The organism is Streptomyces sp. TRM68367, from assembly GCF_014495685.1.
Lineage (GTDB): Bacteria > Actinomycetota > Actinomycetes > Streptomycetales > Streptomycetaceae > Streptomyces.
On sequence record NZ_JACTVI010000051.1, the window covers coordinates 23,824 to 46,018 of the forward strand.

21 protein-coding genes and 1 tRNA gene are annotated in these 22,195 nt (G+C 70.7%); 8 read left to right on the plus strand and 14 right to left on the minus strand.

Annotation, left to right across the window (positions count from 1 at the left end; genetic code table 11):
- Window positions 1-405: 405 nt before the first annotated feature.
- From pheA to H8R17_RS27670, 7 genes are all read right to left on the minus strand, one after another.
- Window positions 406-1,338 carry a prephenate dehydratase gene (gene pheA, locus H8R17_RS27640; RefSeq protein ID WP_187825934.1) on the minus strand — a complete coding sequence of 311 codons (933 nt, stop codon included), beginning with the start codon at window positions 1,336-1,338 and terminating at the stop codon, window positions 406-408.
- A 58-nt stretch (window positions 1,339-1,396) separates the two neighbouring features.
- Window positions 1,397-2,689 (minus strand): iron uptake transporter deferrochelatase/peroxidase subunit, encoded by a 1,293-nt coding sequence (efeB, locus tag H8R17_RS27645; protein ID WP_187825935.1) that lies wholly within the window; start codon window positions 2,687-2,689, stop codon window positions 1,397-1,399.
- Window positions 2,690-2,697: 8 nt separating this feature from the next.
- Window positions 2,698-4,731, minus strand: a complete 2,034-nt coding sequence (locus H8R17_RS27650) for a copper resistance CopC/CopD family protein (protein ID WP_187825936.1) — start codon at window positions 4,729-4,731, stop codon at window positions 2,698-2,700.
- 13 nt (window positions 4,732-4,744) lie between these two features.
- The gene (locus tag H8R17_RS27655; protein ID WP_187825937.1) at window positions 4,745-5,212 is read right to left on the minus strand and encodes a copper chaperone PCu(A)C; all 468 of its coding nucleotides are present in this window, start codon (window positions 5,210-5,212) and stop codon (window positions 4,745-4,747) included.
- The gene (locus H8R17_RS27660; protein WP_187825938.1) at window positions 5,209-5,862 is read right to left on the minus strand and encodes an SCO family protein; all 654 of its coding nucleotides are present in this window, start codon (window positions 5,860-5,862) and stop codon (window positions 5,209-5,211) included. Before H8R17_RS27660 ends, H8R17_RS27655 begins: the two co-directional genes overlap by 4 nt.
- A 150-nt stretch (window positions 5,863-6,012) precedes the next feature.
- Complete coding sequence (locus H8R17_RS27665) at window positions 6,013-6,780, minus strand: YcnI family protein (RefSeq protein ID WP_187825939.1); 768 nt, start codon at window positions 6,778-6,780, stop codon at window positions 6,013-6,015.
- 271 nt (window positions 6,781-7,051) lie between these two features.
- On the minus strand, window positions 7,052-7,885 hold the full coding sequence (locus H8R17_RS27670) for a hypothetical protein (RefSeq protein WP_187825940.1): 834 nt from the start codon (window positions 7,883-7,885) through the stop codon (window positions 7,052-7,054).
- Between the two features lie 282 nt (window positions 7,886-8,167).
- Between H8R17_RS27670 and H8R17_RS27675 the strand changes: the two genes are divergently transcribed.
- Together H8R17_RS27675 and H8R17_RS27680 are read left to right on the plus strand one after the other, a co-directional pair.
- Window positions 8,168-8,677: an ATP-binding protein gene (locus H8R17_RS27675; protein WP_187825941.1), complete on the plus strand. Its 510-nt coding sequence runs from the start codon at window positions 8,168-8,170 to the stop codon at window positions 8,675-8,677.
- 142 nt (window positions 8,678-8,819) lie between these two features.
- Window positions 8,820-8,984: an effector-associated constant component EACC1 gene (locus tag H8R17_RS27680; protein ID WP_187825942.1), complete on the plus strand. Its 165-nt coding sequence runs from the start codon at window positions 8,820-8,822 to the stop codon at window positions 8,982-8,984.
- A gap of 306 nt (window positions 8,985-9,290) precedes the next feature.
- Here the strand turns inward: H8R17_RS27680 and H8R17_RS27685 are convergent, their stop codons facing one another.
- Window positions 9,291-10,781: an aminopeptidase P family protein gene (locus tag H8R17_RS27685; protein WP_187825943.1), complete on the minus strand. Its 1,491-nt coding sequence runs from the start codon at window positions 10,779-10,781 to the stop codon at window positions 9,291-9,293.
- A gap of 111 nt (window positions 10,782-10,892) precedes the next feature.
- Window positions 10,893-12,416, minus strand: a complete 1,524-nt coding sequence (locus tag H8R17_RS27690) for a PP2C family protein-serine/threonine phosphatase (RefSeq protein WP_187825944.1) — start codon at window positions 12,414-12,416, stop codon at window positions 10,893-10,895.
- A 515-nt stretch (window positions 12,417-12,931) separates the two neighbouring features.
- Between H8R17_RS27690 and H8R17_RS27695 the strand changes: the two genes are divergently transcribed.
- Window positions 12,932-13,597, plus strand: a complete 666-nt coding sequence (locus H8R17_RS27695) for a bifunctional DNA primase/polymerase (RefSeq protein WP_187825945.1) — start codon at window positions 12,932-12,934, stop codon at window positions 13,595-13,597.
- 175 nt (window positions 13,598-13,772) lie between these two features.
- On the plus strand, window positions 13,773-14,456 hold the full coding sequence (locus H8R17_RS27700) for a hypothetical protein (RefSeq protein WP_187825946.1): 684 nt from the start codon (window positions 13,773-13,775) through the stop codon (window positions 14,454-14,456).
- A gap of 247 nt (window positions 14,457-14,703) precedes the next feature.
- Here H8R17_RS27700 and H8R17_RS27705 read toward each other — a convergent pair whose 3' ends face one another.
- The 3 genes from H8R17_RS27705 to H8R17_RS27715 form a co-directional block, all read right to left on the minus strand.
- Window positions 14,704-15,693, minus strand: coding sequence for a DUF5926 family protein (locus H8R17_RS27705; RefSeq protein ID WP_187825947.1), 990 nt, complete (start codon window positions 15,691-15,693; stop codon window positions 14,704-14,706).
- A gap of 186 nt (window positions 15,694-15,879) precedes the next feature.
- Entirely contained in the window at window positions 15,880-16,518 is a 639-nt protein-coding gene (locus tag H8R17_RS27710) for an ATP-binding protein (protein ID WP_187825948.1), read from the minus strand.
- A gap of 122 nt (window positions 16,519-16,640) precedes the next feature.
- Window positions 16,641-17,468 carry a glycerophosphodiester phosphodiesterase gene (locus tag H8R17_RS27715; RefSeq protein ID WP_187825949.1) on the minus strand — a complete coding sequence of 276 codons (828 nt, stop codon included), beginning with the start codon at window positions 17,466-17,468 and terminating at the stop codon, window positions 16,641-16,643.
- 313 nt (window positions 17,469-17,781) lie between these two features.
- On the opposite strand from H8R17_RS27715, the gene H8R17_RS27720 reads away from it, so the two are divergent.
- Both H8R17_RS27720 and H8R17_RS27725 read left to right on the plus strand, forming a co-directional pair.
- A complete protein-coding gene (locus tag H8R17_RS27720) occupies window positions 17,782-19,329 on the plus strand; it encodes a S1C family serine protease (protein WP_187825950.1) in 1,548 nt (515 codons plus the stop codon).
- 64 nt (window positions 19,330-19,393) lie between these two features.
- Window positions 19,394-19,482 (plus strand) — tRNA-Ser (locus tag H8R17_RS27725).
- A gap of 234 nt (window positions 19,483-19,716) precedes the next feature.
- Here the strand turns inward: H8R17_RS27725 and H8R17_RS27730 are convergent.
- Entirely contained in the window at window positions 19,717-20,265 is a 549-nt protein-coding gene (locus H8R17_RS27730) for a GNAT family N-acetyltransferase (protein WP_187825951.1), read from the minus strand.
- Between the two features lie 72 nt (window positions 20,266-20,337).
- Window positions 20,338-20,763, minus strand: a complete 426-nt coding sequence (locus tag H8R17_RS27735) for a hypothetical protein (RefSeq protein WP_223125527.1) — start codon at window positions 20,761-20,763, stop codon at window positions 20,338-20,340.
- A 298-nt stretch (window positions 20,764-21,061) separates the two neighbouring features.
- On the opposite strand from H8R17_RS27735, the gene H8R17_RS27740 reads away from it, so the two are divergent.
- Together H8R17_RS27740 and H8R17_RS27745 are read left to right on the plus strand one after the other, a co-directional pair.
- A complete protein-coding gene (locus H8R17_RS27740) occupies window positions 21,062-21,478 on the plus strand; it encodes a hypothetical protein (RefSeq protein WP_187825953.1) in 417 nt (138 codons plus the stop codon).
- Window positions 21,475-22,173, plus strand: a complete 699-nt coding sequence (locus H8R17_RS27745) for a tetratricopeptide repeat protein (protein ID WP_187825954.1) — start codon at window positions 21,475-21,477, stop codon at window positions 22,171-22,173. Before H8R17_RS27740 ends, H8R17_RS27745 begins: the two co-directional genes overlap by 4 nt.
- The last annotated feature ends 22 nt before the right edge of the window (window positions 22,174-22,195 follow it).

Consider the following 22,195-nt stretch of genomic DNA (forward strand, 5'->3'; position numbering starts at 1 on the left):
GTATTTCCTTGTGGGGAACGGGACTTGGGGGTCCTTCATCCACAGGGGTCCACAGCCCATGAAGAGTTATCCACAGGCTGTGTGGAAGATCTGTGGACTTCGGAATTGATCACTCCGAAAAGCGTGGCCGACCCTGTCGATTCCCGGGGTAAACGTCCGTTGGATCCACCTTCGAGTGGAAATGGGCGCTCCAAAGGATTGCCCGAAGGAAACGAGTGGACGAAGGATGACCTGCCGGTTGGGGGACGTCGAGGGGTGTCGAAGGGTGATTTGTCGACTGGGCCATGCCCTGTTGTCGACTTGTCCCCAGGTCGAGAAGCCCACCTGTGGACAACGCCTGTGGATAACGAAGATATGCACGTAGTGCCGGTGGGGACGGCCGTCCGGAACGGGCCGCCCCGACAGTCAGAACCGGCCGTCCTGGCAGCGCGCCACCCAGTCCGCCGCCGCCACGAACTCGTCGTCCGAGGTGCCCGGCAGCGGGGACCGCACATCGTCCGGCTTGATCTCCGCACGCGGGTACGACCCCAGGAACCGCACCTGGAGGCAGATCCGCTTGAGCCCCATCAGGGCTTCGGCCACCCGGCGGTCGCTGATGTGCCCCTCGGCGTCGACGCAGAAGCAGTAGTTGCCGATGCCGGCGCCGGTGGGCCGGGACTGGAGCAGCATCAGGTTGATGCCGCGGGTGGCGAACTCGCCCAGCAGGTCGCGCAGCGCGCCCGGGTGGTCGTCGCGCTGCCACAGCACGACCGAGGTCTTGTCCGCGCCGGTCGGCGCCGCGGGCCGGGCGGGCCGGCCTACCAGCACGAACCGGGTCTGCGCGTTCTCCGCGTCGTGGATCCCGGTCTCCAGGGCCTCAAGGCCGTACCGGGAGGCCGCGAACTCGCCCGCGAAGGCGGCGTCGTACCGGCCCTCCTGCACCAGGCGGGCGCCGTCCGCGTTGGAGGCGGCCGACTCCCAGATCGCGTCCGGGAGGTTCACCGCCATCCAGTTGCGCACCTGCGGCTGCGCGGCCGGGTGGGCGGTGACCGTCTTGACGTCGGACAGCTTGGTGCCGGGGCGGACCAGCAGCGCGAAGGTGATCGACAGCAGCACCTCGCGGTAGATCATCAGCGGCTCGCCCGCGACCAGTTCGTCGAGGGTGGTGGTGATGCCGCCCTCGACGGAGTTCTCGATCGGTACGAACGCGGCCTCGGCCTCGCCGGCCCGGACGGCGTCGAGCGCGGACTGCACGGACACGTAGGGGATCAGCTCCCGGGTGGCCGTCTCCGGAAGGGTGCGCAGGGCGACCTCGGTGAAGGTGCCCTCGGGGCCGAGATACGCGTAGTTCGCTGGCATGACCTCACCCTAATGGCGCCCACGAAGCCGCGCGTCCCCGTCTGTCATAGATCCGGTGTCACGCCTCCAGCAGCTTCTGTCCCACGTACTCCCCCTGCGCCGCCCCGCCCGGCACCGCGAACAGACCGCTCGCCTCGTGCCGGATGAACTGCGACAGCGCGTCCCCCCGGTCCAGCTTGCGCTGTACCGTGACGAAGCCGCGCAGCGGGTCGGCCTGCCAGCAGATGAACAGCAGCCCGGCGTCGGGCACCCCGTCCGCGTCGAAGCCGTCGTGGTACGAGAACGGGCGGCGGAGCATCGCCGCGCCGCCGTTCTGGTCGGGGCGCGTGATCCGGGCGTGCGCGTTGAGCGGGACGACCAGGTTGCCCCGGGAGTCGGTCTTCTCCAGGTTCAGCTCGGTCGTCTCGGTGCCGCCGGACAGCGGAGCCCCGTCGGACTTGCGGCGCCCGATGACGTTCTCCTGCTCCTTGACCGACAGCTTCTCCCAGGTGTCGAGGAGCATGCGGATGCGGCGTACGACGGCGTACGAGCCGTTCGCCATCCACGCGGGGTCGTTCGAGCCCGACACCGGCACGAAGATCCGCTGGTCGAAGTCGGTGTCGGACGGCTTCGGGTTGCGGGTGCCGTCGATCTGGCCCATGAGGTTGCGGGCCGTCATGGGGTGGGCGGTGGCGCCCGGCGTGCGGTTGAAGCCGTTCATCTGCCAGCGCACGTGTGCCGCGCCGACCGCGTCCTTCTGGATCGCGCGCAGGGCGTGGAAGGCGACCAGGGCGTCGTTGGCGCCGATCTGCACCCACAGGTCGCCGTTGCTGCGGGCCTTGTCGAGGTGGTCGGAGGAGAAGTCGGGCAGCGGGTCCAGAGCGATGGGGCGCTGCTTGTCCAGGCCGGTCCGGCCGAAGAAGCTGTGGCCGAAGCCGAAGGTGATCGTGAGCGCCGACGGTCCGGCGTCCCGGGCCACGTCGGTGTCGTCGTGCGCGGCCGGCTCGCCCGCCATAAGCCGCTGGGCCGTCTCCGACCAGCGGCGCAGCAGGGCGGCGGCCTCCTTGCGGCCGGCGCCCGCCGCGAGGTCGAAGGCGATGATGTGGCCGCGGGCCTGGAGCCCCTGGGTGATGCCGGGCTGATGTTTCCCGTGAAACATCGCCCGGTCCGCGCCCAGCGAGGTGAGCGGGGTGGCCGTGGCCGGCCGGGCGGTGTACCCCACGGCGCCGCCCGCCGCGCCGAGCACGAGCCCGGTGGCGCCGGCGGTGCCGAGCAGCCGTCGTCGGGAGATGCCCCCCAGGGCGGTGCTGTCGTCGGAGCCGGTGCCCTCGTCGAGAGATGTGCGGGCCTTGGGAATGGACTGGTCAGCCATGGTGTGGTTCAGCCGATCTGCGCGTTCTTCGAAACGGTCACCTGGTCGATGTCGGAGGTCCGCACGGTCACGTCGACCTTCCAGTCGCCCGCCATGGGGATCTGCACTCCGCTCGCCGACCAGTGGCCGGTGGTGATGTGGTCGGGGACGACGGTCAGCGGCCCGATGTCCTTGCCGGCCAGGGTGAAGGCGACCTTCACCTCGGGGATGTCGAAGGCCCGGCCGCCCGGGCGCTCCACGTAGATGTGCAGGTCGTTGCCGCCCACGCGCGCGGGGTCGAGGCCGATGGTGACGACGCCCTTGCCGTCCGTGCCGCCGGTGTCGAACGGCATGTTCAGCGTGACCGCCGCACCCGCCGCACCCGCCTCGGTCGACGAGGAGGCCGAGGACCAGGTAGCCGCCTTGGCCTCCTCCTCCGTACGGCCCGGCTCGGTCTGTGTCAGCACCGTGGTGACGGCGAGCAGGACGACCGCGACGCTCGCCTCGGCGAGTACGGAGCGGCGCAGCCCGAAGCGGTTGGGGTCGGCGTCCCGCAGCCGTTTGCGCCGCGCGGCGTCCACCGCGGCCCGCTGCCGCGCGAGCTGGGCGGCGCGCTCGGAGCCGGGCTCCTTCCCGCCGGACGCTTCCGGTTCCCCGTCGGCGCCGGTCTGCTCGCCGTTGCCGGCGCCCTCCGCATCGCCCAGCTCCCTGTCGGCCGCCTCGACGGCACCGTCGGCCTTCTTGACGGCTCCCTCGGCTCCACCGGCCGAGGCGTGCGCCCCAACCCGCTCCCGCTCCCGCTCGTCCTCGCCCCGGGCCGCCACCGCCATGGTCTCCGCCAGCCGCCCGGTCCACCGCCGCGAGATCCACGCGATGCCGACCATCAGTGCCACGAGCCCGATCTTGACGAGCAGCAGTTGCCCGTACCGGGTGTCGGTGAACGCCGACCAGGAGCCGAGCTGCCGCCAGGACTGGTAGGTCCCGGTCGCGACCAGCGCGAGCACGCTTCCGAACGCCACGCGCGAGAAGCGGCGTACGGCGGCGGCGTCGACGGGCGTGTCCGCGGGCGCCCAGTACAGCGCGACGAGCAGGGCGGTGAGCCCGCCGAGCCAGGCGGCGACGGCGAGCAGGTGGAGGACGTCGACCGGCATGGCGATGCCGGTCTGGATCCCGGTCGAGGCGTGCTCGGCCATCGCCCAGCTCGCGGCGAGCCCGGCCGCGACGACCGTCCCGCCGATCGCGAGCCCGAAGGTCAGGTCACGCTTTTCCTCCGCGTCCTCTCGCTTGTCATAGGCGCCGAAGAGCACCGCGATGAACAGCGCCGCCGCGGCGAGCAGCAGCAGCCGGGACACCAGGGCCGCGCCGGTCTTGGTCTGCAGGACCTGCCCGAGCAGTTCCAGGTCGAAGATGTCCCCGACCTTTCCGGAGCGGGTGTAGGAGCCGCGCAGGAGCAGCAGGGCCAGCGTGGCCGCGGTGAGCGCGAGCCACCCCGAGACCACGAGCCGCTGCACGGCCCGTACGCCGGAGCCGCGCCGCCAGCAGGCGAGCACGAAGGCGGCCCCGCCCACCATCACGATGAAACCGGCGTACGACATATACCGCCCGAAACCGTACAGCCAGCCGACGACCCCGCCGTCCGCCGCCTCCCCGGACACCGAGACGGACGTCTTGGAGGGGGCGCCGATGGAGAACGTGTAGGCACCGGCGACGGGATGGCTGTCCGCCGACACCACCTGGTAGGCCACCGTGTACGTGCCGTCGGGCAGTCCGCTGTGCAGCCGTACGGCATACGTCGTGCCGCTCACGTTGGACGGCCCGCCGCTGTCGACGCGCTCGCCCTTCGGGTCGAGCACACGCAGCGAGTCGTCGGACATCGAGACCTGCTCGGAGAAGGTGAGCGAGACCCGGCTCGGGGCCTTGTCGACCACCGCCCCCTGCCGGGGGTCGCTGCCGGTCAGCGCGGCGTGCGCGGAGGCCGGGCCGGCAGCGGCCAGCAGCGCGCCGGTGACCGCGAGGAGCAGCAGCACCAGGGTCCGGACGCGGGGTGCGATGGTCTGCGTCATGGTGGTCCCTCCCTCAGTGTCCGGTCGCCGGGCGGTACGTCGCCGACTTCACCGGCAGCGTGACCTTGACCGGCCCGGACTCGGCGAAGCGCAGCGTCACGGACACCGACTGGCCTTCCGTCGGCTTCCGCTTCAGCTTCTCGAACATCAGGTGGTTGGCGCCGCTCTCGAACACGAGCCGGCCGTGCGCGGGGACGGCGAACTCGGTGACCTCCCGCATCGTCCCGCCCTGCGTCTCGTGCATGGTGACGGTGCCGGCGGCGTCGCTGCTCACCGAGGTCAACTCGTCCTTCGTGCCGCCCTTGTTGGCGATCGTCAGGAAGCCGGCCGCCATGTCGGCGGTGACCGGCTGCGGCATGTAGGCCCCGCTGACGGAGAGTTCCGGTTTCCCGTCGCCGGACCCGGAGTCCGAGTCGCCGCACCCGGCCAGGAGCAGGGCGCCGGTCAGGGCCGTGGTGAGGCGGACCGCCGTACGCCTCACGGCTTCTCTCCCTTGATGATCTCGGGGAGGTCCTTGGTGTAGTCCTGGACCTGGGCGTCCTCGCCGTACAGGACGTACCCCGCGTCGGTCTTCGGGGAGAACGCCACGACCTGGGTGCCGTGGGTGGAGACGGTCTTGCCGTTCTTGTCCTTGTGCGGCGGCTCGATGCTGATGCCCAGGGTGCGGGCGCCTGCCTGGATGGTGGAGAAGTCGCCGGTCAGGCCGACGATCTGGGGGTCGATGCCCTTGAGCCACTTGCCGAGGGCGGCCGGGGTGTCGCGCTTGGGGTCGGTGGTGACGAACACGACGCGCAGCTCGTCCCGCTCGGCATTGGGCAGCTGCTTCTTGGCCACGGCGATGTTGTTCATCGTCGTCGGGCAGACGTCGGGGCAGTGCGTGTAGCCGAAGTAGAGCAGCGTCGGCTTGCCCGCGGTCTCCTTGCGGAGGTCGTACTTCTTGCCCTGCGTGTCGGTGAGGACGAGGTCCGGCTTCTCGAACGGCTTGTCGAGGACGGTGGCGGCCTTGCCCGAGCCGCCCTCCTCGGAGACGACGGCGACGGGCTTGTTGGCGTCGTCGCCGCTGCCGCAGGCGGAGAGCGTCAGAGTGGCGGCGGCGAGGAGTGCGGCCGCGCCGAAGGTCTTATTGCGCATAGAAAAATGTCCCAGATGTGAGTGCTCCGGCGCGCACCGGGGTGGTGTGGGGCCCGGGGGCTCCCGGTCCGTGCAGGGGGTGGCTCCCCGGTGCGCGCCGCGTGTGGTGGGCCTCAGGAGGAGGTCTCGTGAGGAGGCCTCAGGAGGGCCTCAGGCACCGTTGGAACGCCGGCGGCCGGCGAGGACGCCGTACGCCACGCCCGCCGCGCCGACCACGATGCCGACGATGCCCAGCACGCGGGCGGTGGTGTCGGTGCCGCCGGAGCCGTCCGAGGAGGCAGCGGAGCTGTCGGCGGCGGTGTTCTGGCTCGCGGCGGTGTTGTCGGAGGAGTCGCCGGAGTCACCGGACGACGAGCCGTGGTGTCCGTCCTCGGCGGCGGACAGCTCCAGCACCGGCGCCGGGCTCTCCGGCTCGGGCTGGCCCTTCTGCGGCACCTCGATCCAGCGGACGACCTCGTTGTTGGAGTACGTCTGCAGGGCCTTGAAGACGAGTTCGTCGGTGTCCTCGGGCAGCGCGCCCATGGAGACCGGGAACTTCTGGAAGAAGCCGGGCTTGATGCCGCCACCGGTGGCTGTCCAGGTGACCTTGGTGACGGCCTCGCTGATCTTCTCGCCGTGCGACTCGACCGGCTTGGCCAGCTTCGACTTGGTGACGTCGATCTTCCAGCCGTCGACCGGTTCCGGCATGACCGAGGCCAGCGGGTGGTCGGTGGGGAGGTTGACCTCCAGCTTGGTGGTGGAGGCGTCGTCGCGCTCGTTGGGGACCTTGAAGTCGACGACGGTGTAACCGCCCTTGGCGGCGGTGCCCTCCGGCTGCACGGAGACGTGCGCGAAGGCGGGGGAGGACAGCGTGAGGACGGCGGCGCCGGCGGCGGCGCCGGCGGCGGCGCCGGCGGCGGCGATACGGGAAGCCTTCATGGCTTGAGCACTCCGCTTCGAGTTCGAGTGAGTTCGCGTGGGACTCGGATGAATCCCGGTGTGGACGGGGATGCGCGTGCGCGGCCGAACAAAGCTCCGGACGAAGCGCCGAGCGAGACGCCGAGCGAGACGCTGATCGGAACGCCACGGAACACCGGACAGAACGTCGAACGACATGCCGGACGGTCCGTGAAAAGCGGGCGCACGCGCGCGTGCCGAACGACGGCGTCCCCCTTCCCCACCGGTGCGGCGGAGTGGCGGTCGCGTCGCGTCAGGCCGCGAGGACGAGTGCGGAGGCGGCCGGCGGGCCGCGTCTGATCACCGAGTGCTGGAGAACGGCGGTGCGGGGCAGGACCGGCACGAGCAGCGCGGTGCGCGGTACGCGCGGGTCCGCCTCCGGCGTGGCCGGGAGCCCGGCGCACAGGGCGCGGGCCAGCGCGAGCGCCCCGCGCAGGGACCGTACGAGCGCCCCGTCGGCGACCCAGTCGGACAGTTCGACGAGGCGCAGCAGCGCCAGGTCACCGTGGCGCAGCAGCCACCCGGCGGCCAGGGCCGCGAGGACGTGGGCGAGCAGCATCGGCAGGGACGGCAGCAGCGCCGCCGGCGAGCCCGCGGCGGTGGACAGGGCGTCCGCGGGATGGTGTGCCGCGGCGCCCGGGGCCGGGTGGAGACGCGCGTCGGTGAGGATCTTGTGGGCCTGTGCGGGACTGATCGCGGCCGCGGTCGTCCCGCACACCAGTCGCGCGGCCTGCTCGACCAACGCGGCGTCGCTCGTGGCGCCCAGGGAGCCGGTCGCCGTGCCGGCGGACGACGCCGTGACCGCCGTACCGTGCTGTCCCAGCCCGAACAGCGTGTGCAGTGTGGTCTGCCCGATCGCGAGCAGCCCCGCGATTCCCGGCAGCGACCGCTCCCGCCCGGCGAGCGGCGCCGCGACGAGCGCCGTCCCCAGGAAGCCCGCGCCCAGCGTCCACAGCGGGATCGAGGCGCAGGACGCCACCGCGTGACCGGCCGCGGCCAGCACGACGCAGACCGCGGCGAACACCGCGGCCCGCAGGATCCGGAAGTCGCCTCCGGAGCGCGCCGCGCGCGGGTAGGGGGCAGTCATGGCGGCCTCATCATCGCACTGGCCCGGCGATGGCCGTGCGGCAGGTCCGCAAGATGCGGTACGGGGCATTGGAGCACTACGAGCACTACGAGCCGTACGGCCGGAAGAGCACCCTCTGTCGTGAACCGTCGCCCCCAAATGCACTAATCGTCCCGCCCTATACACGGATTACGGCGACCGCGCATCCGCCGTATGGGCGGCATCACGTCAGCTTCGCGCTTACATCCGTGCACTCAGGGCAATACGTAACGGTATGTCGAGCCGCGGCCAGGAGGCTGGAGCATGAGCATCTGGTGGTCACTCCATCTGCGTCGCGATGCTGCAAGCGTTCCACTCGCCCGCCGCCTGCTGCTCGGCACGATGGAGACCGCGGGCGTCGACCCCGACATCTCCTACGACCTCTCCGTCGCCCTCACCGAGGCCTGCGCGAACGCAGTCGAGCACGGCGGCGGCACCGCGCACGGCGGCTCGTCGGGTGCGTACCGGGTCACCGCGTACCTCGACGGCGAGAAGTGCCGCATCGAGGTGGCCGACTCGGGTCCCGGCTTCCCGGCCGTAGTGACCCCCCCCGCGCCCGCTCCCGCCCCTGCCGTCGCCTCCGCTCGCGCCGAGCGCCCCCGGCCCTCGGTCCGCCCGGCCCCGGCCGACGCCGAACACGGCCGCGGACTGTGCCTGATCCAGGAACTCGCCGACCACGTCCACATCGGCAACAAGCCGGGCCGGGGCGGCGCGGTGGTGAGCTTCGACAAGATCCTGAAATGGCGGGCGGACGCCCCTCTGATGGCGGTGTAGCGCAGGCGGTGAGCGCAGAGCGCCGGCCGGTTGCCCTTGGGGCAGCGCGGCGTATCCGATCGGCGACTTCTGCGTTTTACACATCGTCCGTTCGGACGTGCCGCGTTTCACCACACGCGTCGCACACACTGGGGGTGGCTTGGTGCGCATCACCATCGGTTCTGCTGAGCAGGACGACACCGGCATGGCGGTCGCCGATCTCTACGACTGGCTTCGTGGCGACACGGAGTTCCGGCGGGAGGCGGCGCTCGGTCTCCGGACCCGTGGCGAACCGGGTGCGATGGGCGCGACGGCCCGCCCGCGGTGACGTCGGCGATGGTGGTCGGCCGGATGTCCGCATGCGCCGAGGTGCGGGCCGACGGGCTGCGGCCGGGCGGGCTGGAGGGCGCGTCAGTGGCAGGGGCCGGTGGGCCGCTCGCCCTGCCGGTCCCGGTCCCGCACGCGTCAGCAGGGCGGCCGTAAGGACACCGGCGACGAACAAGGGGACCTGCTTCCGCGACTCCCGGGTGGTCCGGCGGACCGACGATGGTCTGAACTGCGCGCCCAGCCCCCACAAACCCGCAGCCTGCAACGATGGCCGGACCCCCGTCCGGAACCCGGCCATCAGCCCACGTCAGCCCTTCAACGAGGCCATCCAGGCCTCAACCTCATCCGACCGCCGAGGCAGCGCAGCAGACAGATTCCGGTTCCCGTCCTCCGTCACCAGAATGTCGTCCTCGATCCGCACCCCGATCCCCCGGTACTCCTCCGGCACGGTCAGATCGTCGGCCTGGAAGTACAACCCCGGCTCCACCGTCAGGCACATACCCGGCTCAAGAACACCATCCACGTACGTCTCGGTCCGCGCGGCAGCGCAGTCGTGGACGTCCATGCCGAGCATGTGCCCGGTCCCGTGCAGCGTCCACCGCCGCTGCAACCCCAGCTCCAGCACCCGCTCCACCGGCCCCTCGACCAGCCCCCACTCGACCAGCCGCTCGGCCAGCACCCGCTGCGCGGCATCGTGGAAGTCCCGGTACTTGGCACCCGGCTTCACCGCCGCGATCCCGGCCTCCTGGGCCTCGTACACGGCGTCGTAGATCTTCTTCTGCAACTCGCTGTACCGACCGTTGACCGGCAGCGTGCGTGTGACGTCCGCCGTGTAGTACGTGTGCGTCTCCACGCCCGCGTCGAGCAGCAGCAGGTCGCCCGACCGCACCGGGCCGTCGTTGCGCACCCAGTGCAGCGTGCAGGCGTGCGGACCCGCGGCGCAGATGGAGCCGTAGCCGACGTCGTTGCCCTCCACGCGCGCGCGGAGGAAGAACGTGCCCTCGATGTACCGCTCACTCGTCGCCTCGGCCTTGTCCAGGACCTTCACCACGTCCTCGAAGCCGCGCACGGTCGAGTCGACGGCCTTCTGCAGCTCGCCGACCTCGAACTCGTCCTTGACCAGCCGCATCTCGGAGAGGAAGACCCGCAGCTCCTCGTCCCGCTCGGCGGTGACCTTGTCGGTCAGGGCCGCCTCGATGCCGGCGTCATGGCCGCGCACGACCCGCACCGGGCCGGTCGCCTCACGCAGCTGGTCCGCCAGCTCGCGCACGTCGGAGGCCGGGATGCCGCAGAGCTGCTCCGCCTCGGTGAGGGAGTGGCGGCGGCCGACCCACAGCTCGCCCTGCCCGTCCAGCCAGAACTCGCCGTTCTCACGGTCGGAGCGCGGCAGGAGGTAGATCGCCGCCTCGTGGGTCTCTCCCTTCGGCTCCATGACGAGGACGCCGTCCTCTGTCTGGTTGCCGGTCAGGTACGCGTACTCGACCGAGGCCCGGAAGGGGTAGTCGGTGTCGTTCGAGCGCGTCTTCAGGTTGCCCGCGGGGATCACCAGCCGCTCGCCCGGGAAGCGCGCGGACAGCGCGGCGCGGCGGGCGGCGGTCTCGGCGGCCTGGGGGACCGGCTCCAGATCACGCAGCTCCGTGTCGGCCCAGCCCGACTTCATGTTCTCTGCCAGCTCGTCGGACACGCCGGGGTACAGACCGTTCTTCCGCTGCTTGACGGGCTCCTCTTCGGCAGTCTCCGGCCCCGCTGCGATAGCAGCACATTCAACAGTGTCCGGGAGCTCCTCTGCCACGGTCATCCTCCTCGATCGGCACTGGACCACCCCCATCGTACGGTCGCACGCCAGGCCGCCCGGGGCCGAAGAACCCGCCCTTGTGGCCACCGGCCCCGCCGGATCCGCCCGCGCGAATCACTCGAACCGCACCGCCAGCAGCACGACGTCCTCGTCGGAGTCCGCCTCGTCCAGCCCGCCCGGCAGCACGGTCCGCAGCACGTGGTCGGCGATCGCACCTGGATCGCGGCGCAACGCCCTGGGTACCCCGGCCGCCGCCGCGTGCAGCCGGGCGAAGGCCCGGTCGGTGGGGTCGCCGGTGCGGTGCAGCAGCCCGTCGGTGTAGAGCAGAACCGTCTCTCCAGGTTCGGCCTCGAGCTCCACGCTGGGCGCCTCCCAGCAGGCGAGCATCCCGAGCGGCGCCGAGACGGAGGTCTCCGCGAACTCCGTACGCCGCTCCCCGATCACCAGCGGCGGGCTGTGCCCGGCCCCGGCCAGCGTGATCTTGCGCAGCGCGGGCTCGCAGTAGCCGAACAGCGCGGTGGCCGAGCGGGCCGGTTCGGTGAGCCGCAACAGCAGCTCCAGGTCGGACAGGACGGCGACCGGGTCCTCCCCCTCCATCACGGCGTACGCGCGCAGGGACGCCCGCAGCCGGCCCATCGCGGCGACCGCGCTGGGCCCGGAGCCGGTGACGGAGCCGACGGCCAGACCGAGCGCGGCGTCCGGCAGCGGCAGCGCGTCGTACCAGTCGCCGCCGCCGCGCGGCCCGGTGCGGCGCCGGGCGGCGAGCTGCACGCCCGCGATCCGGGGCAGGCGGGTGGGCAGCAGTTCCTGGGCCATCGTCGCCATGCACGCGCGGGTGCGCTCGACTTCGAGGAGCCGGGCGAGGTGCTCGGTGGCACAGCGCGCGTACAGCCCGACGAGGTGGCGTCGGCGCGCGTCCGGCTCGGCGGGCTCGGCGTAGAGCCATACGGCGGCGCCGAGGCGGCCGGCCCCCTCGGTGGACAGGGGGAGGGCGTAACTGGCGGCGTAGCCGAGGCGGGCGGCGACCTCGCGGTGCCGGGGGTCGAGGCCCTTCTCGGCGAACAGGTCGGGTTCGGCGACCTCGGTGTCGCCGCCCGGCAGCCCGGCTGCTGTGTCGAGGAGCCGCCCGATGGACAGCGCGCTGCGCGGCACGGTCTCGATGTGACCGAGATCGGCCCGCGCGAGGCCCAGGCCGATGGTCGTGTCCGGGCCGAGTCCGTCGCCGGGTTCCAGGACGACGAGTCCGCGCTGTGCGCCCACGAGGGCGGCTCCCGCGCGCAGCAGTTCCTTCAGCGCCTCGGTGAGCGCGTCCGTGCGGGCCAGGCGTTCGGTGAGCTCGTGCAGGGTCGTCAGATCCGAGACCCAGCCGGCGAGGCGGTCCTGGAGCAGGGCGCCGGGTGCGCTCGTGGGGGTTGCCGATGCGGCCGGGGCGCCGCTCGCCGCGACGGGCGCGGCAGTGTGTGCGGGCGGCGGAACCGTTGAATCGATTCCGGCCACTTTCGGAGGGTGCGGGGCGTTCATGGCGTCCGGCTTTCCGACCGGTGCGTACTGCTCAAAAGCATCGCAAACCCCCATGTCATTCTGCGTCGCTAGCAGTGTCTCCACATGTACACGCACTCGTGAGGAGATGTCCAGCATTGTCCTGCGGGGATTCCTGGTGTCAGAGGGTCCCCGGTGGACTCTCGGGCGATCTCTGTAGATCTCTTGCGGAATTGCAAAGTTGGCTCAAAAATACCTCGGGGGACGGGTTACTGCGGTCGACTGGGCTTGCTCCACGGAGCGTCACAGCGGTCGTGATGGGTACGTACTCGGTAAGGACCAGGGGTGGTTGGGAAGCCGCCCGGAACCTGGCGACCCGCCCGGGCGTCCTATCCACCGACGACCGTGCCCCATCCTCCCGTGGCGGAGGCGGAGAGAAATACGCGGGACGGCAAACGCCAGACTTCGCCACCCCCACGCCACGCCCGTGCTTTAGCTAGACGCAGTATGGACGGAGCGGCTGCGGACGCGGCCGACGCCCGGCCCATAGGGGTTTCCCCTTGTCTTGGGGCAGGGGCGTGATGCGCCAACAGGTACGCACAGTGAAGTGATCGACACATGATGTGATGTGGACCACGGTGTTGCCGGCGTGCAACGGAAAGGAACGAGCGCTCATGCGCGAGATCCTCGGAAGGCGACGCAGGCTCCTGTCCCAGCGCAGCGACGGGAGGCCTGAGTTGCTCAGCGCGGCCCTGACCTTCGCCACGGAATGGCAGTGGCCCGTACTCCCGGGCGCAGCGGCCGACCCGGCGGGGCGCTCCCGCTGTGGCTGCCCCGACCCGGACTGCACGGTGCCCGGCGCACATCCGTTCGACCCCGGCCTCCTCGCGGCCACCACCGACGCCCGCATGGTGCACTGGTGGTGGGCCAACCGGCCCACGGCGCCGATCATCCTCGCCACCGGGGGCAACGCCCCGTGCGCGGTCTCCCTGCCCGCCCTGCCGGCCGCCCAGGCCCTCGCCGCGCTCGACCGCGTCGGCATGCGGCTCGGCCCGGTCGTCAGCTCGCCCACCCGCTGGGCGATCCTCGTCAAGCCGTACTCCATGGAGCAGCTGGGCGAGCTGCTGTACGCCAAGGACTTCGTCCCCGGCTCCCTCCGCTTCCACGGCAGCGGCGGCTACATCGCGCTGCCGCCCTCCGAGACCGGCCAGGGCGCCATCGGCTGGGAGCGCGCCCCGTTGCCCGGTTCCGCTTCGCCGTGGGTGCCGGACGTGGAGGCCGTGGTGGACGCCATGGTCGAGGCCCTCACTCGTACGGGTGTGAGCGCGCCCGAGTTGTAGGAAGTGTCGGGCGCGCGCAGGCCGGGCGCCCGCCCCGGATCGTTATCGTCCGGCCATGGTGCGTCATTCCGCGGGACACAGAGCCGCGGGACACAGAGCTGCGGCACATGGAGCCAGGGCACACGGAGTCAGGGCACACAGAGCCGGGGGACAGAGAGCCGCGGCACACAAAGCCGTGGCACGCAGAGTTCCGCCGGATCCGCGCGGCGGCGGGCCGGATCCGCGCAGGGTCCGGCTGCTCGCCCTCCTGGCCGTCGTGGTGTGCGCGGTCGCGCTGCCGCTCGCCGCGGCGTCCGCGGGCTCGGTGGCCCCGGAGGGCCCCGGGCGGTCCGCCGGTTCCGCGGCCGGCGAGGACCGTACCGCCGGTTCCCTGGCCGAGAAGAACCGCTCCGCCGTACGACCCTCTCCGCGGCCCGCGCGCTCGTCGCCCGCCCCGGACGCTCCGCGCGGCGACGCGAAGGCACCCTCCGCCGACCCCGACACCTCCCCGCTGCCGCTCGGCCTCGGGCCGGCCACCGCCGTGCGCTGCGGTCCCGAACTCACCTCCCCCGACGGCATCGAGGCGCAGACCTGTGTCGTCACGCAGGGCGACGACAGCTGGGCGCGGACCTACTACCGCAATGCGACGGGCGAGGCCCTCGACGCCGTACTGAGCTTCATGGGACCCGGCGGCCGTACCGTCCGGATGCACTGCGCCGTGGGCGCCGAGGACGAGCCGGGCACCTGCGAGACACCCCGGGAGCGGCTGCGGGGCGAACCGGCCGCGTACACCGCGGTCGCCGAGTTCGCGCGGCGGGCCGGGAGCGGGCCGCTGCTGCTGCGCTCGGGCAGCAACTCGCCCACGGAAGCGGGCAGTTGACGGACGGCTGCGTTCTGTACACAGTGCCGCAGCACGGAAAGAACCCGGTTGCTGGCGACGGGGGATGCACCAGCAACCGGGCTATTGGAACGGTAACAAGAGATCGGCGGTTCGCAAATTCCGTCTCGGGCTTTCAAGTCACCGACTGGCCTGTCTTCGACGGGAATTGTGCCCCGAGGCACCGACCCGCGCGCACGGCGTGTCGGCTGACCGGTTGGTCAGCCGATGCGCATGCCGTCGAGGCCTGTCAACTGAGCGTGACCTGCCGGTTGGTGAGGCCGCCGCGGGCGCGGCGCTCGTCGCCGGTGAGTGGAGCGTCGGTCGCCAGGGCCTCGGCGAGGCGCTCGGCGAACTCGGCCGCCGGCTTCTCGATGTCCTCGGCGCCGACGCCGCTCGGCAGGTCCCAGACCGGCACCGTAAGCCCGTGAGCGCGGAAGGAGCCCACCAGACGGGTGCCCTCGCCGAGGTTCGAGCGGCCCGCCGCGTGCAGGCGCGCGAGCGCGTCCAGAAGCTGCTCCTCGGAGTGCGGCATGACCCAGCGCAGGTGGTTCTTCTCCGGCGTCTCGCACCAGTAGGCCGCCTGGACGCCCTGGAGCCTGACGGTCGGGATGGCCGCGGCGTTGGCCCGCTCCAGGGAGGCGGTCACCTCCGGCGTGGCGTTCTCCGGGTCCGGCACCCAGAACTCGAAGCCCGGGTGCACGACTGGCTCGAACACGCCTTCCGGGTCGAACAGATCCTGCAGCCGCGGACCCTCGGCGGGAGCGCGGCGGCCCTGTACCGGGGTGCCGGGCTGCGCCTCAAGGGCGCGCTGGAGGGTGTCGGCGAGGTCGCGGCTGATGTCGCCCGACGCCGTGTCGTTCTGCAGGCCGAGCAGCACCGAGCCGTCGTCGCGGCGCAGGGCGGGCCAGGCCATCGGCAGCACCGTGGCGAGCGTGACCGACGGGACGCCTTCGGGCAGGTCTTCCTTCAGGGTCAGGCCGACCGTGGCCGCCGGGACCAGTTCGCGCAGCGCCACCCAGTCGCACTCGCCCGGCAGTCCCTCGAACGGGCGCTGCACCAGCTCGGTCACGGCGTGCGCGGCGGCCCGGCCGTGGCAGGCCTTGTAGCGGCGGCCGCTGCCGCAGGGGCAGGGTTCGCGGGCGCCGACAACCGGAATGTCTCCATCAGCGCCTGCGGCGCGGGCCCCGCCACTGAGCTGCGGGCGCTTGGCCTTCGTCTGGGGTCGCTTCTTGGCCATCGTGGGTGTCTCCCGGTTACGGCTCGTCTCGTACGGCGCGAGCCTAGCCGTTCGTACGAGAGCCCACCGGACCCTGTGGACAACGGGACGGCCTGCGGACGACGCCGGGTCGGTCGGCCAAGGTCAGCCGTGGTCGGCGAGACGGCCGGTCCTTGTCGGCCCTGTCGGCCGGTCCGGGCCGGCCGGTCAGTCCAGGTCGTCGAACGCGTCCGCGAAGTCGAGGCCGGGTATCTCGGACACCGTCGGGGCCGTCACGCGCGCGGCGAAGTCGTCGCGGCGGTGTCCGGCGTCCGGGTCGTGCACGTCGTCATGCACGACGACCCAGACCGTGACCTCGCCCCGGATGTCGTCCCGTACGCCCCAGTCGTCGGCCAGCGCGGTGATGATGTTCAGCCCGCGGCCGCCGTGCGCGGTGACCGACGGGGTGGCCGGAGCCGGGCGGGTCGGGCCGCCGCCGTCCGTGACCTCGACGATGAGCCGACCGCTCGGATCCACCCGCCACGCGGCCCGGACGTCGCCGTCCCCGGCCAGGGCGTCGCCGAGTGGGCGGCCGTGTTTGCACGCATTGCTCAAGAGTTCGGAAAGGATCAGTACGGCGTCGTCGATGACCGATTCCGCCACGCCACCGCTGCGCAGCTGCTCACGCATCCGGTGTCGCGCTTCCCCCACGCCCGCAGGGCCATGGGGTACGGCCATGCTCGACGACGTGGGCACCTCCTGTGCCACCACCAACGCCACCCCCGAGACCTCCTTCGCCCCACGCCACGGTGTGGATGCCCCATTGGCCTGTACCGGAAACCGGCCAATCCATGTCCCGTGACGCATTCGACACGATCGACTACGATCCGAACGCGCTGGAGCACTCCCGGTAACCGGAAGGCCATGTCCGAGTAGCCGGCGGCCCCTCCGGCCGCCGGGCGCCAGCTGTCGCCGGAGGTCCCCTTCGGTCAGCGGCCGAGCTGGTCCAGCACCGCGCGCGGGCGGTTGGTGATGATGGCGTCGACGCCGAGGCCGGCGCACAGCTCCACGTCCTCTGGCTCGTTCACGGTCCAGACGTGCACCTGGTGGCCGGCCTGCTTCCAGCGCTCCACGTATGCGGGGTGATTGCGCACGATCCGCATCGAGGGCCCCGCGATTCCGACGCCCGCGGGCAGCCGCCCGTCCCGCAGCCGGGGCGAGACGAACTGCATCAGGTAGACCGTCGGCAGCGTCGGCGAGGCGGCCCGCACGCGGTGCAGCGAGCGCGCCGAGAAGCTCATCACGCGCACCGGGGAGGCGGCGGGCGTGGCCGGTGCGTTGAGCCCGAACCGCTTGAGCAGCATCAGCAGCCGCTCCTCGACCTGCCCCGCCCAGCGCGTGGGGTGCTTGGTCTCGATGGCCAGCTCCACCCGGCGGTCCGCGTCGGCGACGAGTCTCAGCAGCCGCTCCAGGGTGAGGACGGAGGTCGCCTCCCGGTCCTCCGGTCGGTGCTCCCAGTCGGGCTCCTCGTCCCGGCCGTTGAAGGCGTCGCGGGTCTTCCGGGAGCCGAAGTCCAGGGCCGCGAGATCGGCCAGCTCCAGCGCGGAGACCGCGCCGCGGCCGTTCGACGTACGGTTGACACGTCGGTCGTGGACGCACACGAGGTGGCCGTCGGCCGTCAGGCGCACATCGCATTCGAGGGCGTCGGCACCGTCCTCGACGGCCTTGGTGTACGCGGCCAGGGTGTGTTCGGGGGCGTCTTCGGAGGCTCCGCGGTGGGCGACGACCTGGATGTGGTGCTGTCGTGCGTGGGTCACCGCGTCATGGTGCCACCGTGCGGGGGTAGGCGTGCGGGCGGAGGCGTCGAGGTTGCATCCTTTTTGTCTGACATGACCTATATAAAGAATGGCCGGGGACCCACAGGCACCGCTTATGGTGCCCTGACGGGCCGTGGGAAAAGCTGACGGCATACAAAAAGACATGTGCGGTGGCATCGCGTCGGCTCGTTGACCAGCACGAACGAGCGCGACAGATTGCGACCGCCTACGATTGAGTCCGATTAAATCTGATTAAGTCCGATTAAGTCCGATCGAACCGAGAAGAAACAGCCGTGGATCGAGGAGAGAAGCTGTGAGCACCGAGAACGAGGGCGCCGCGGTACCGCCGGCCCCGTCCGCACCTCCCGTGCCGGTGGATGCTCCCGCTGCTCCGGCGCCCCAGGAGCGCACGGCTGCCAACGGAGAGGCTCCGACGGCCCCCATGCCGCCCGTTCCCCCCGGCGCCCCGCCGGCCCCGCAGCAGGACCCCGCGCACACACCGAACGGTGCGCACATGCAGGCCTCCCAGGGAGGCGACCCCAACAGTCCCCAGGGCCCCACCGACCCTGCGGGAAGCGCCCCGCAGGGCAACCCCGCGCCGGCCGGTTCCGGGTCGGCCCCCGATCCCTCCTGGCCGCCCCCGCCGCCGCCCGCCCCGCCGTACGGCGACGGCGGGGGCGGTTCGGGCGGGGGCTGGGGAACGCCGTACCCCCAGCAGCCGCCTGCCCCGAAGTCCGGCCGCGGACGCGGCGGCCTGGTCGCGGCGGTCCTGGTGGCCGCGCTCGTCGCGGGCGGCCTGGGCGGCGGTCTCGGCTACACCCTGGCCGAGAACAACGACAGCAGCACCGGTTCCACGACCGTTTCCGCCTCCGACAGCGGCGGCCAGGTCAAGCGCGACTCCGGCACGATCGCGGGCGTGGCCGCCAAGGCGCTGCCGAGCACGGTCACCATCGAGGCCGAGAGCAACAGCGGCGAGGGCGGCACCGGCACCGGCTTCGTCTTCGACACCCAGGGCCACATCCTCACCAACAACCACGTGGTGGCGGGCGCGGTCGACGGCGGCAAGCTCACCGCGACCTTCCCCAACGGCAAGAAGTACGACGCCGAGGTGATCGGCCACGCGCAGGGCTACGACGTCGCGGTCATCAAGCTCAAGAACGCCCCGTCGGATCTCAGGCCGCTCACGCTCGGCGACTCCGACAAGGTGGCCGTGGGCGACTCCACGATCGCCATCGGCGCTCCCTTCGGCCTCTCCAACACGGTGACCACGGGCATCATCAGCGCCAAGAACCGCCCGGTGGCCTCCAGCGACGGCAGCGGCAGCCAGGCGTCCGCGTCGTACCTGAGCGCCCTGCAGACGGACGCCTCGATCAACCCGGGCAACTCCGGCGGGCCGCTGCTGGACGCGCAGGGCAATGTCATCGGCATCAACTCCGCGATCCAGTCCACCAGCAACGGCGGCTTCGGCACCGGCCAGTCGGGCTCGATCGGCCTGGGCTTCGCCATCCCGATCAACCAGGCCAAGTACGTCGCCCAGGAGCTGATCAAGACGGGCAAGCCGGTGTATGCCAAGATCGGCGCGTCGGTCTCCCTCGGGGACTCCACCGGCGGCGCGCAGATCACCAGCCAGGGCACCGGCGGCGCCGAGCCGGTCGAGCCGGGCGGCCCCGCCGACAAGGCCGGCCTCAAGCCCGGCGACGTCATCACCAAGCTCGACGACCGGGTGATCGACTCCGGCCCGACCCTGATCGGCGAGATCTGGACCCACAAGCCCGGCGACAAGGTCACGATCACCTACGAACGCGGCGGCAAGCAGCACACCGTCGAGGTCACCCTGGGCTCCCGCGTCGGCGACAACTGACCGGCACACGCGCGTGCCGACCCGTTACCCTTGTCCCCGCGCCGCCGATAAACGGCCGGCGCGGGGAGGCGTGCCCGAGCGGCCGAAGGGAACGGTCTTGAAAACCGTAGTGGCGTGAGAACGTCACCGTGGGTTCGAATCCCACCGCCTCCGCAGGTCAGAGACGTGCTGGTCAGAAGGGGTGTCCCTCGCTGAGGGGCGCCCCTTCTGCGTGGGGCCTGTCTCACCTTGATCCGGGCCTATCGCGTTGTGGATCACTGCGTGTGGACCAGGCGTGGACCAGATCGTGGACCGCCATACCTGCATTGACCTGGGGATAGGCGGTCGTGTTTCCCCGACGGGCGGGAGCCCCTGAGCCCGACGCCATAGCGGAGCTGGGACCGCTGCTCAACCGGACGGCGTGACCGAGGACCACACGCCGAACCACTGCTCGGCGCTGAACTCCTCGAACCGCTCCACCTCGGTGAACCCCAGCTTGGCCGCGAGGCGCATCGAGCGGTCGTTGGCGGTCTGGGTGCAGAGCACCACCGGCTCGCTGGGGAGCGCGTCGGCGAACCAATCGAGTGCCGCTGCGCATGCCTCGGCGGCGTACCCGTATCCCCACGCTTGCGGCAGGAACATGTAGCCGAGCTCGGCCTCTCCGGCATCCGGACGGACGTGACCCGGACGTTCTGCGTCGCGCCGATCGAGCGAGATCGTGCCGATCATCGCTCCGTCGAGATCGGTCACGAAAAGGCCAGGACGCCGCCCGGGCACCTTAGGCACCACGCGTGCGAGCTCATCGCGCGGTCGAGGGCCACCGAGGTAGGTGCGCACCTCTGGCGATGCGAACAGCTCGATGAACGCTGCACGGTCCCGGGCCTCGGACTCGCGGAGCACGAGCCGTTCGGTTCGTATCGGGGCAGGTGGCCAGGCGACGGGTCCGAGTTCAGCCATGGCGGGCAAACTATCGCACGCCGTTCTGTCCCCTCATACGACGAACAGCTCTCTGCTACCCATGCGACCGACTCAGGCGTTCGCTGGGCGCTCCGATACGGCGCGACTTGCTGTCTCCATGAACGCGTCGTGCAATTCGCCCAGCTGTACACGAAGCCGCTCTTCCTCGGCCCGCGCAGATGCGATCGTGGCACCTTGCATGGAGAGGACCGCGTCCAGCCACTGATCCACGCAGTCTTTGTGATCTTCGAAGTGCCTTCGTAGCCGCGACGCATGCTCGCGCACGTCAGCCGAGCCCACGAGCCGGACCTGCCAGTACGCATTTCTGAACGCCGAGACCGCCTGCCCGAAAGCGTGCCCGATATCTCGGGACCCCTCGACTTCCCGTTCAAGGGCTCTGGTCAGCATCGATGCAGCTATTGCGTACTCGTCATACGCCGCGAGTAAGGCACGGCAGGCTTCGAGTCGTTGCCCCCGAAGCCAATGCTCGTGGTCCACGGATGCCTGATCGTGTACTTGCTTGGCGGTCGCTCGGGCCGTCGTCTCCGCCCCGAGGCGGGCCCCTCTCGCAGCCGCTGCCCCGCCGATGGCCGCACCGCCGATCGCCCCCAAGAGACCGACGCCCGCAGACACAAGTGCCACAAGTCCTTGATCCATGACGGCAGCATCCTGCAACGAACTGCCCGTCTGCCAGGGCGAGTTAACGCTGCGGCCGTCTGACGACGGACTTAGACTGACGCATGGGTGGCTTCTGCGCCCGCACGGAACTCAGGTTTCACACTCCAGAGGAGACCTCGTGGACGGACTTGACGCGGCTCAGTGGGCGACGCCCGCCGTACAGGCGCTCATCAGCGCTATGACGAGCGATTTGTGGGTGAGTGCCCGTGACCGCTTCGCTCGTGTCTTGGCCAGGCGTCCGGACGCGGCCGGCGAGGTGTCGGAGGACCTTGAGGAGTCCCGGCTGCAACTCGTGGATGCAGGGGGCGCCGATGAGGCTCGCGAGGAGATCACTTCTGAATGGCTCGGCCGGTTCCGGCGAGCCCTTACGCGAGATCCATCACTCATGGACGAACTCCGGTCGCTCATCGAGGAGCACGGTGAGAAGCAGACTTCGCCCAGTGGCAGCGTCACACAGCACGTGAGCGCGACTGGCGGCGGCATCGTCTTCAACCAGGGCACTGGCGTCCAGAACAATCAGGTGGACAGTAAGTGAACCCCGACGAAGAGTTGGCGAAAGGAATCCGTCAGAACGTCCACACCGAAGACTCGGGCGTTGCCTTTGTTCAGGGGGCAGGAAATCAGCATAACCATGTGACTCAGAATTACTTCAGCACTGACTCGAGCCTGCCTAACGATCCGGAGACCTGGTATAGGCAAGGCGAGATGAAACTCCAGGCATTGGAGTACGCTGAGGCTGAACTTTTCCTGCTCGCTGCCGCAGAGGCAGGGCATGTCGAAGCCATGAAACGACTCGCGGGCATCTATTCACTGACGGCTCGCGGGAAGAGTGCTCATTGGTATCTGAAACTCGCAGAGCTGGGCGATGTCGATGCATATACGAGCTTGGGGGGCTTGGTGAAGTATCGCCTGAGCCTCGCCAACTCCCCTTCCGAGCGAGTGCCGCTGGTCGACGAGGCGATCGGTTGGTACAGGAAGGCCCTTGACGCGGGCGACGAAGAGGCAGCGATCGAAATCGGACTGATCCTGTACAAAGAAAGTCGCTACGAAGAGGCAATTCCATATCTCGAAACGGCGGCTGAGCTTATCAAGCGCGACCCCGATCTCGACGATGAATACTTCGTCGACTCGAAACTCAAACGTGCTCGAAAAGCGCAGGAGCGCCAGCATCGAAAGGCTGAGCGACAGGAGGAAGATGGTACTCGCCGCCGCTGGTGGCGAGGTTCGTAGGCTGACCTCCCTCTGCTTGCAT

Coding starts and splice junctions, on each gene's coding strand:
- pheA (WP_187825934.1), bottom strand. CDS start 1,338: ATGCCAGCGAACTACGCGTATCTCGGCCCCGAGGGCACCTTCACCGAG.
- efeB (WP_187825935.1), bottom strand. CDS start 2,689: ATGGCTGACCAGTCCATTCCCAAGGCCCGCACATCTCTCGACGAGGGC.
- H8R17_RS27650 (WP_187825936.1), bottom strand. CDS start 4,731: ATGACGCAGACCATCGCACCCCGCGTCCGGACCCTGGTGCTGCTGCTC.
- H8R17_RS27660 (WP_187825938.1), bottom strand. CDS start 5,862: ATGCGCAATAAGACCTTCGGCGCGGCCGCACTCCTCGCCGCCGCCACT.
- H8R17_RS27665 (WP_187825939.1), bottom strand. CDS start 6,780: ATGAAGGCTTCCCGTATCGCCGCCGCCGGCGCCGCCGCCGGCGCCGCC.
- H8R17_RS27670 (WP_187825940.1), bottom strand. CDS start 7,885: ATGACTGCCCCCTACCCGCGCGCGGCGCGCTCCGGAGGCGACTTCCGG.
- H8R17_RS27675 (WP_187825941.1), top strand. CDS start 8,168: ATGAGCATCTGGTGGTCACTCCATCTGCGTCGCGATGCTGCAAGCGTT.
- H8R17_RS27685 (WP_187825943.1), bottom strand. CDS start 10,781: ATGACCGTGGCAGAGGAGCTCCCGGACACTGTTGAATGTGCTGCTATC.
- H8R17_RS27690 (WP_187825944.1), bottom strand. CDS start 12,416: ATGCTGGACATCTCCTCACGAGTGCGTGTACATGTGGAGACACTGCTA.
- H8R17_RS27695 (WP_187825945.1), top strand. CDS start 12,932: ATGCGCGAGATCCTCGGAAGGCGACGCAGGCTCCTGTCCCAGCGCAGC.
- H8R17_RS27705 (WP_187825947.1), bottom strand. CDS start 15,693: ATGGCCAAGAAGCGACCCCAGACGAAGGCCAAGCGCCCGCAGCTCAGT.
- H8R17_RS27710 (WP_187825948.1), bottom strand. CDS start 16,518: ATGCGTCACGGGACATGGATTGGCCGGTTTCCGGTACAGGCCAATGGG.
- H8R17_RS27730 (WP_187825951.1), bottom strand. CDS start 20,265: ATGGCTGAACTCGGACCCGTCGCCTGGCCACCTGCCCCGATACGAACC.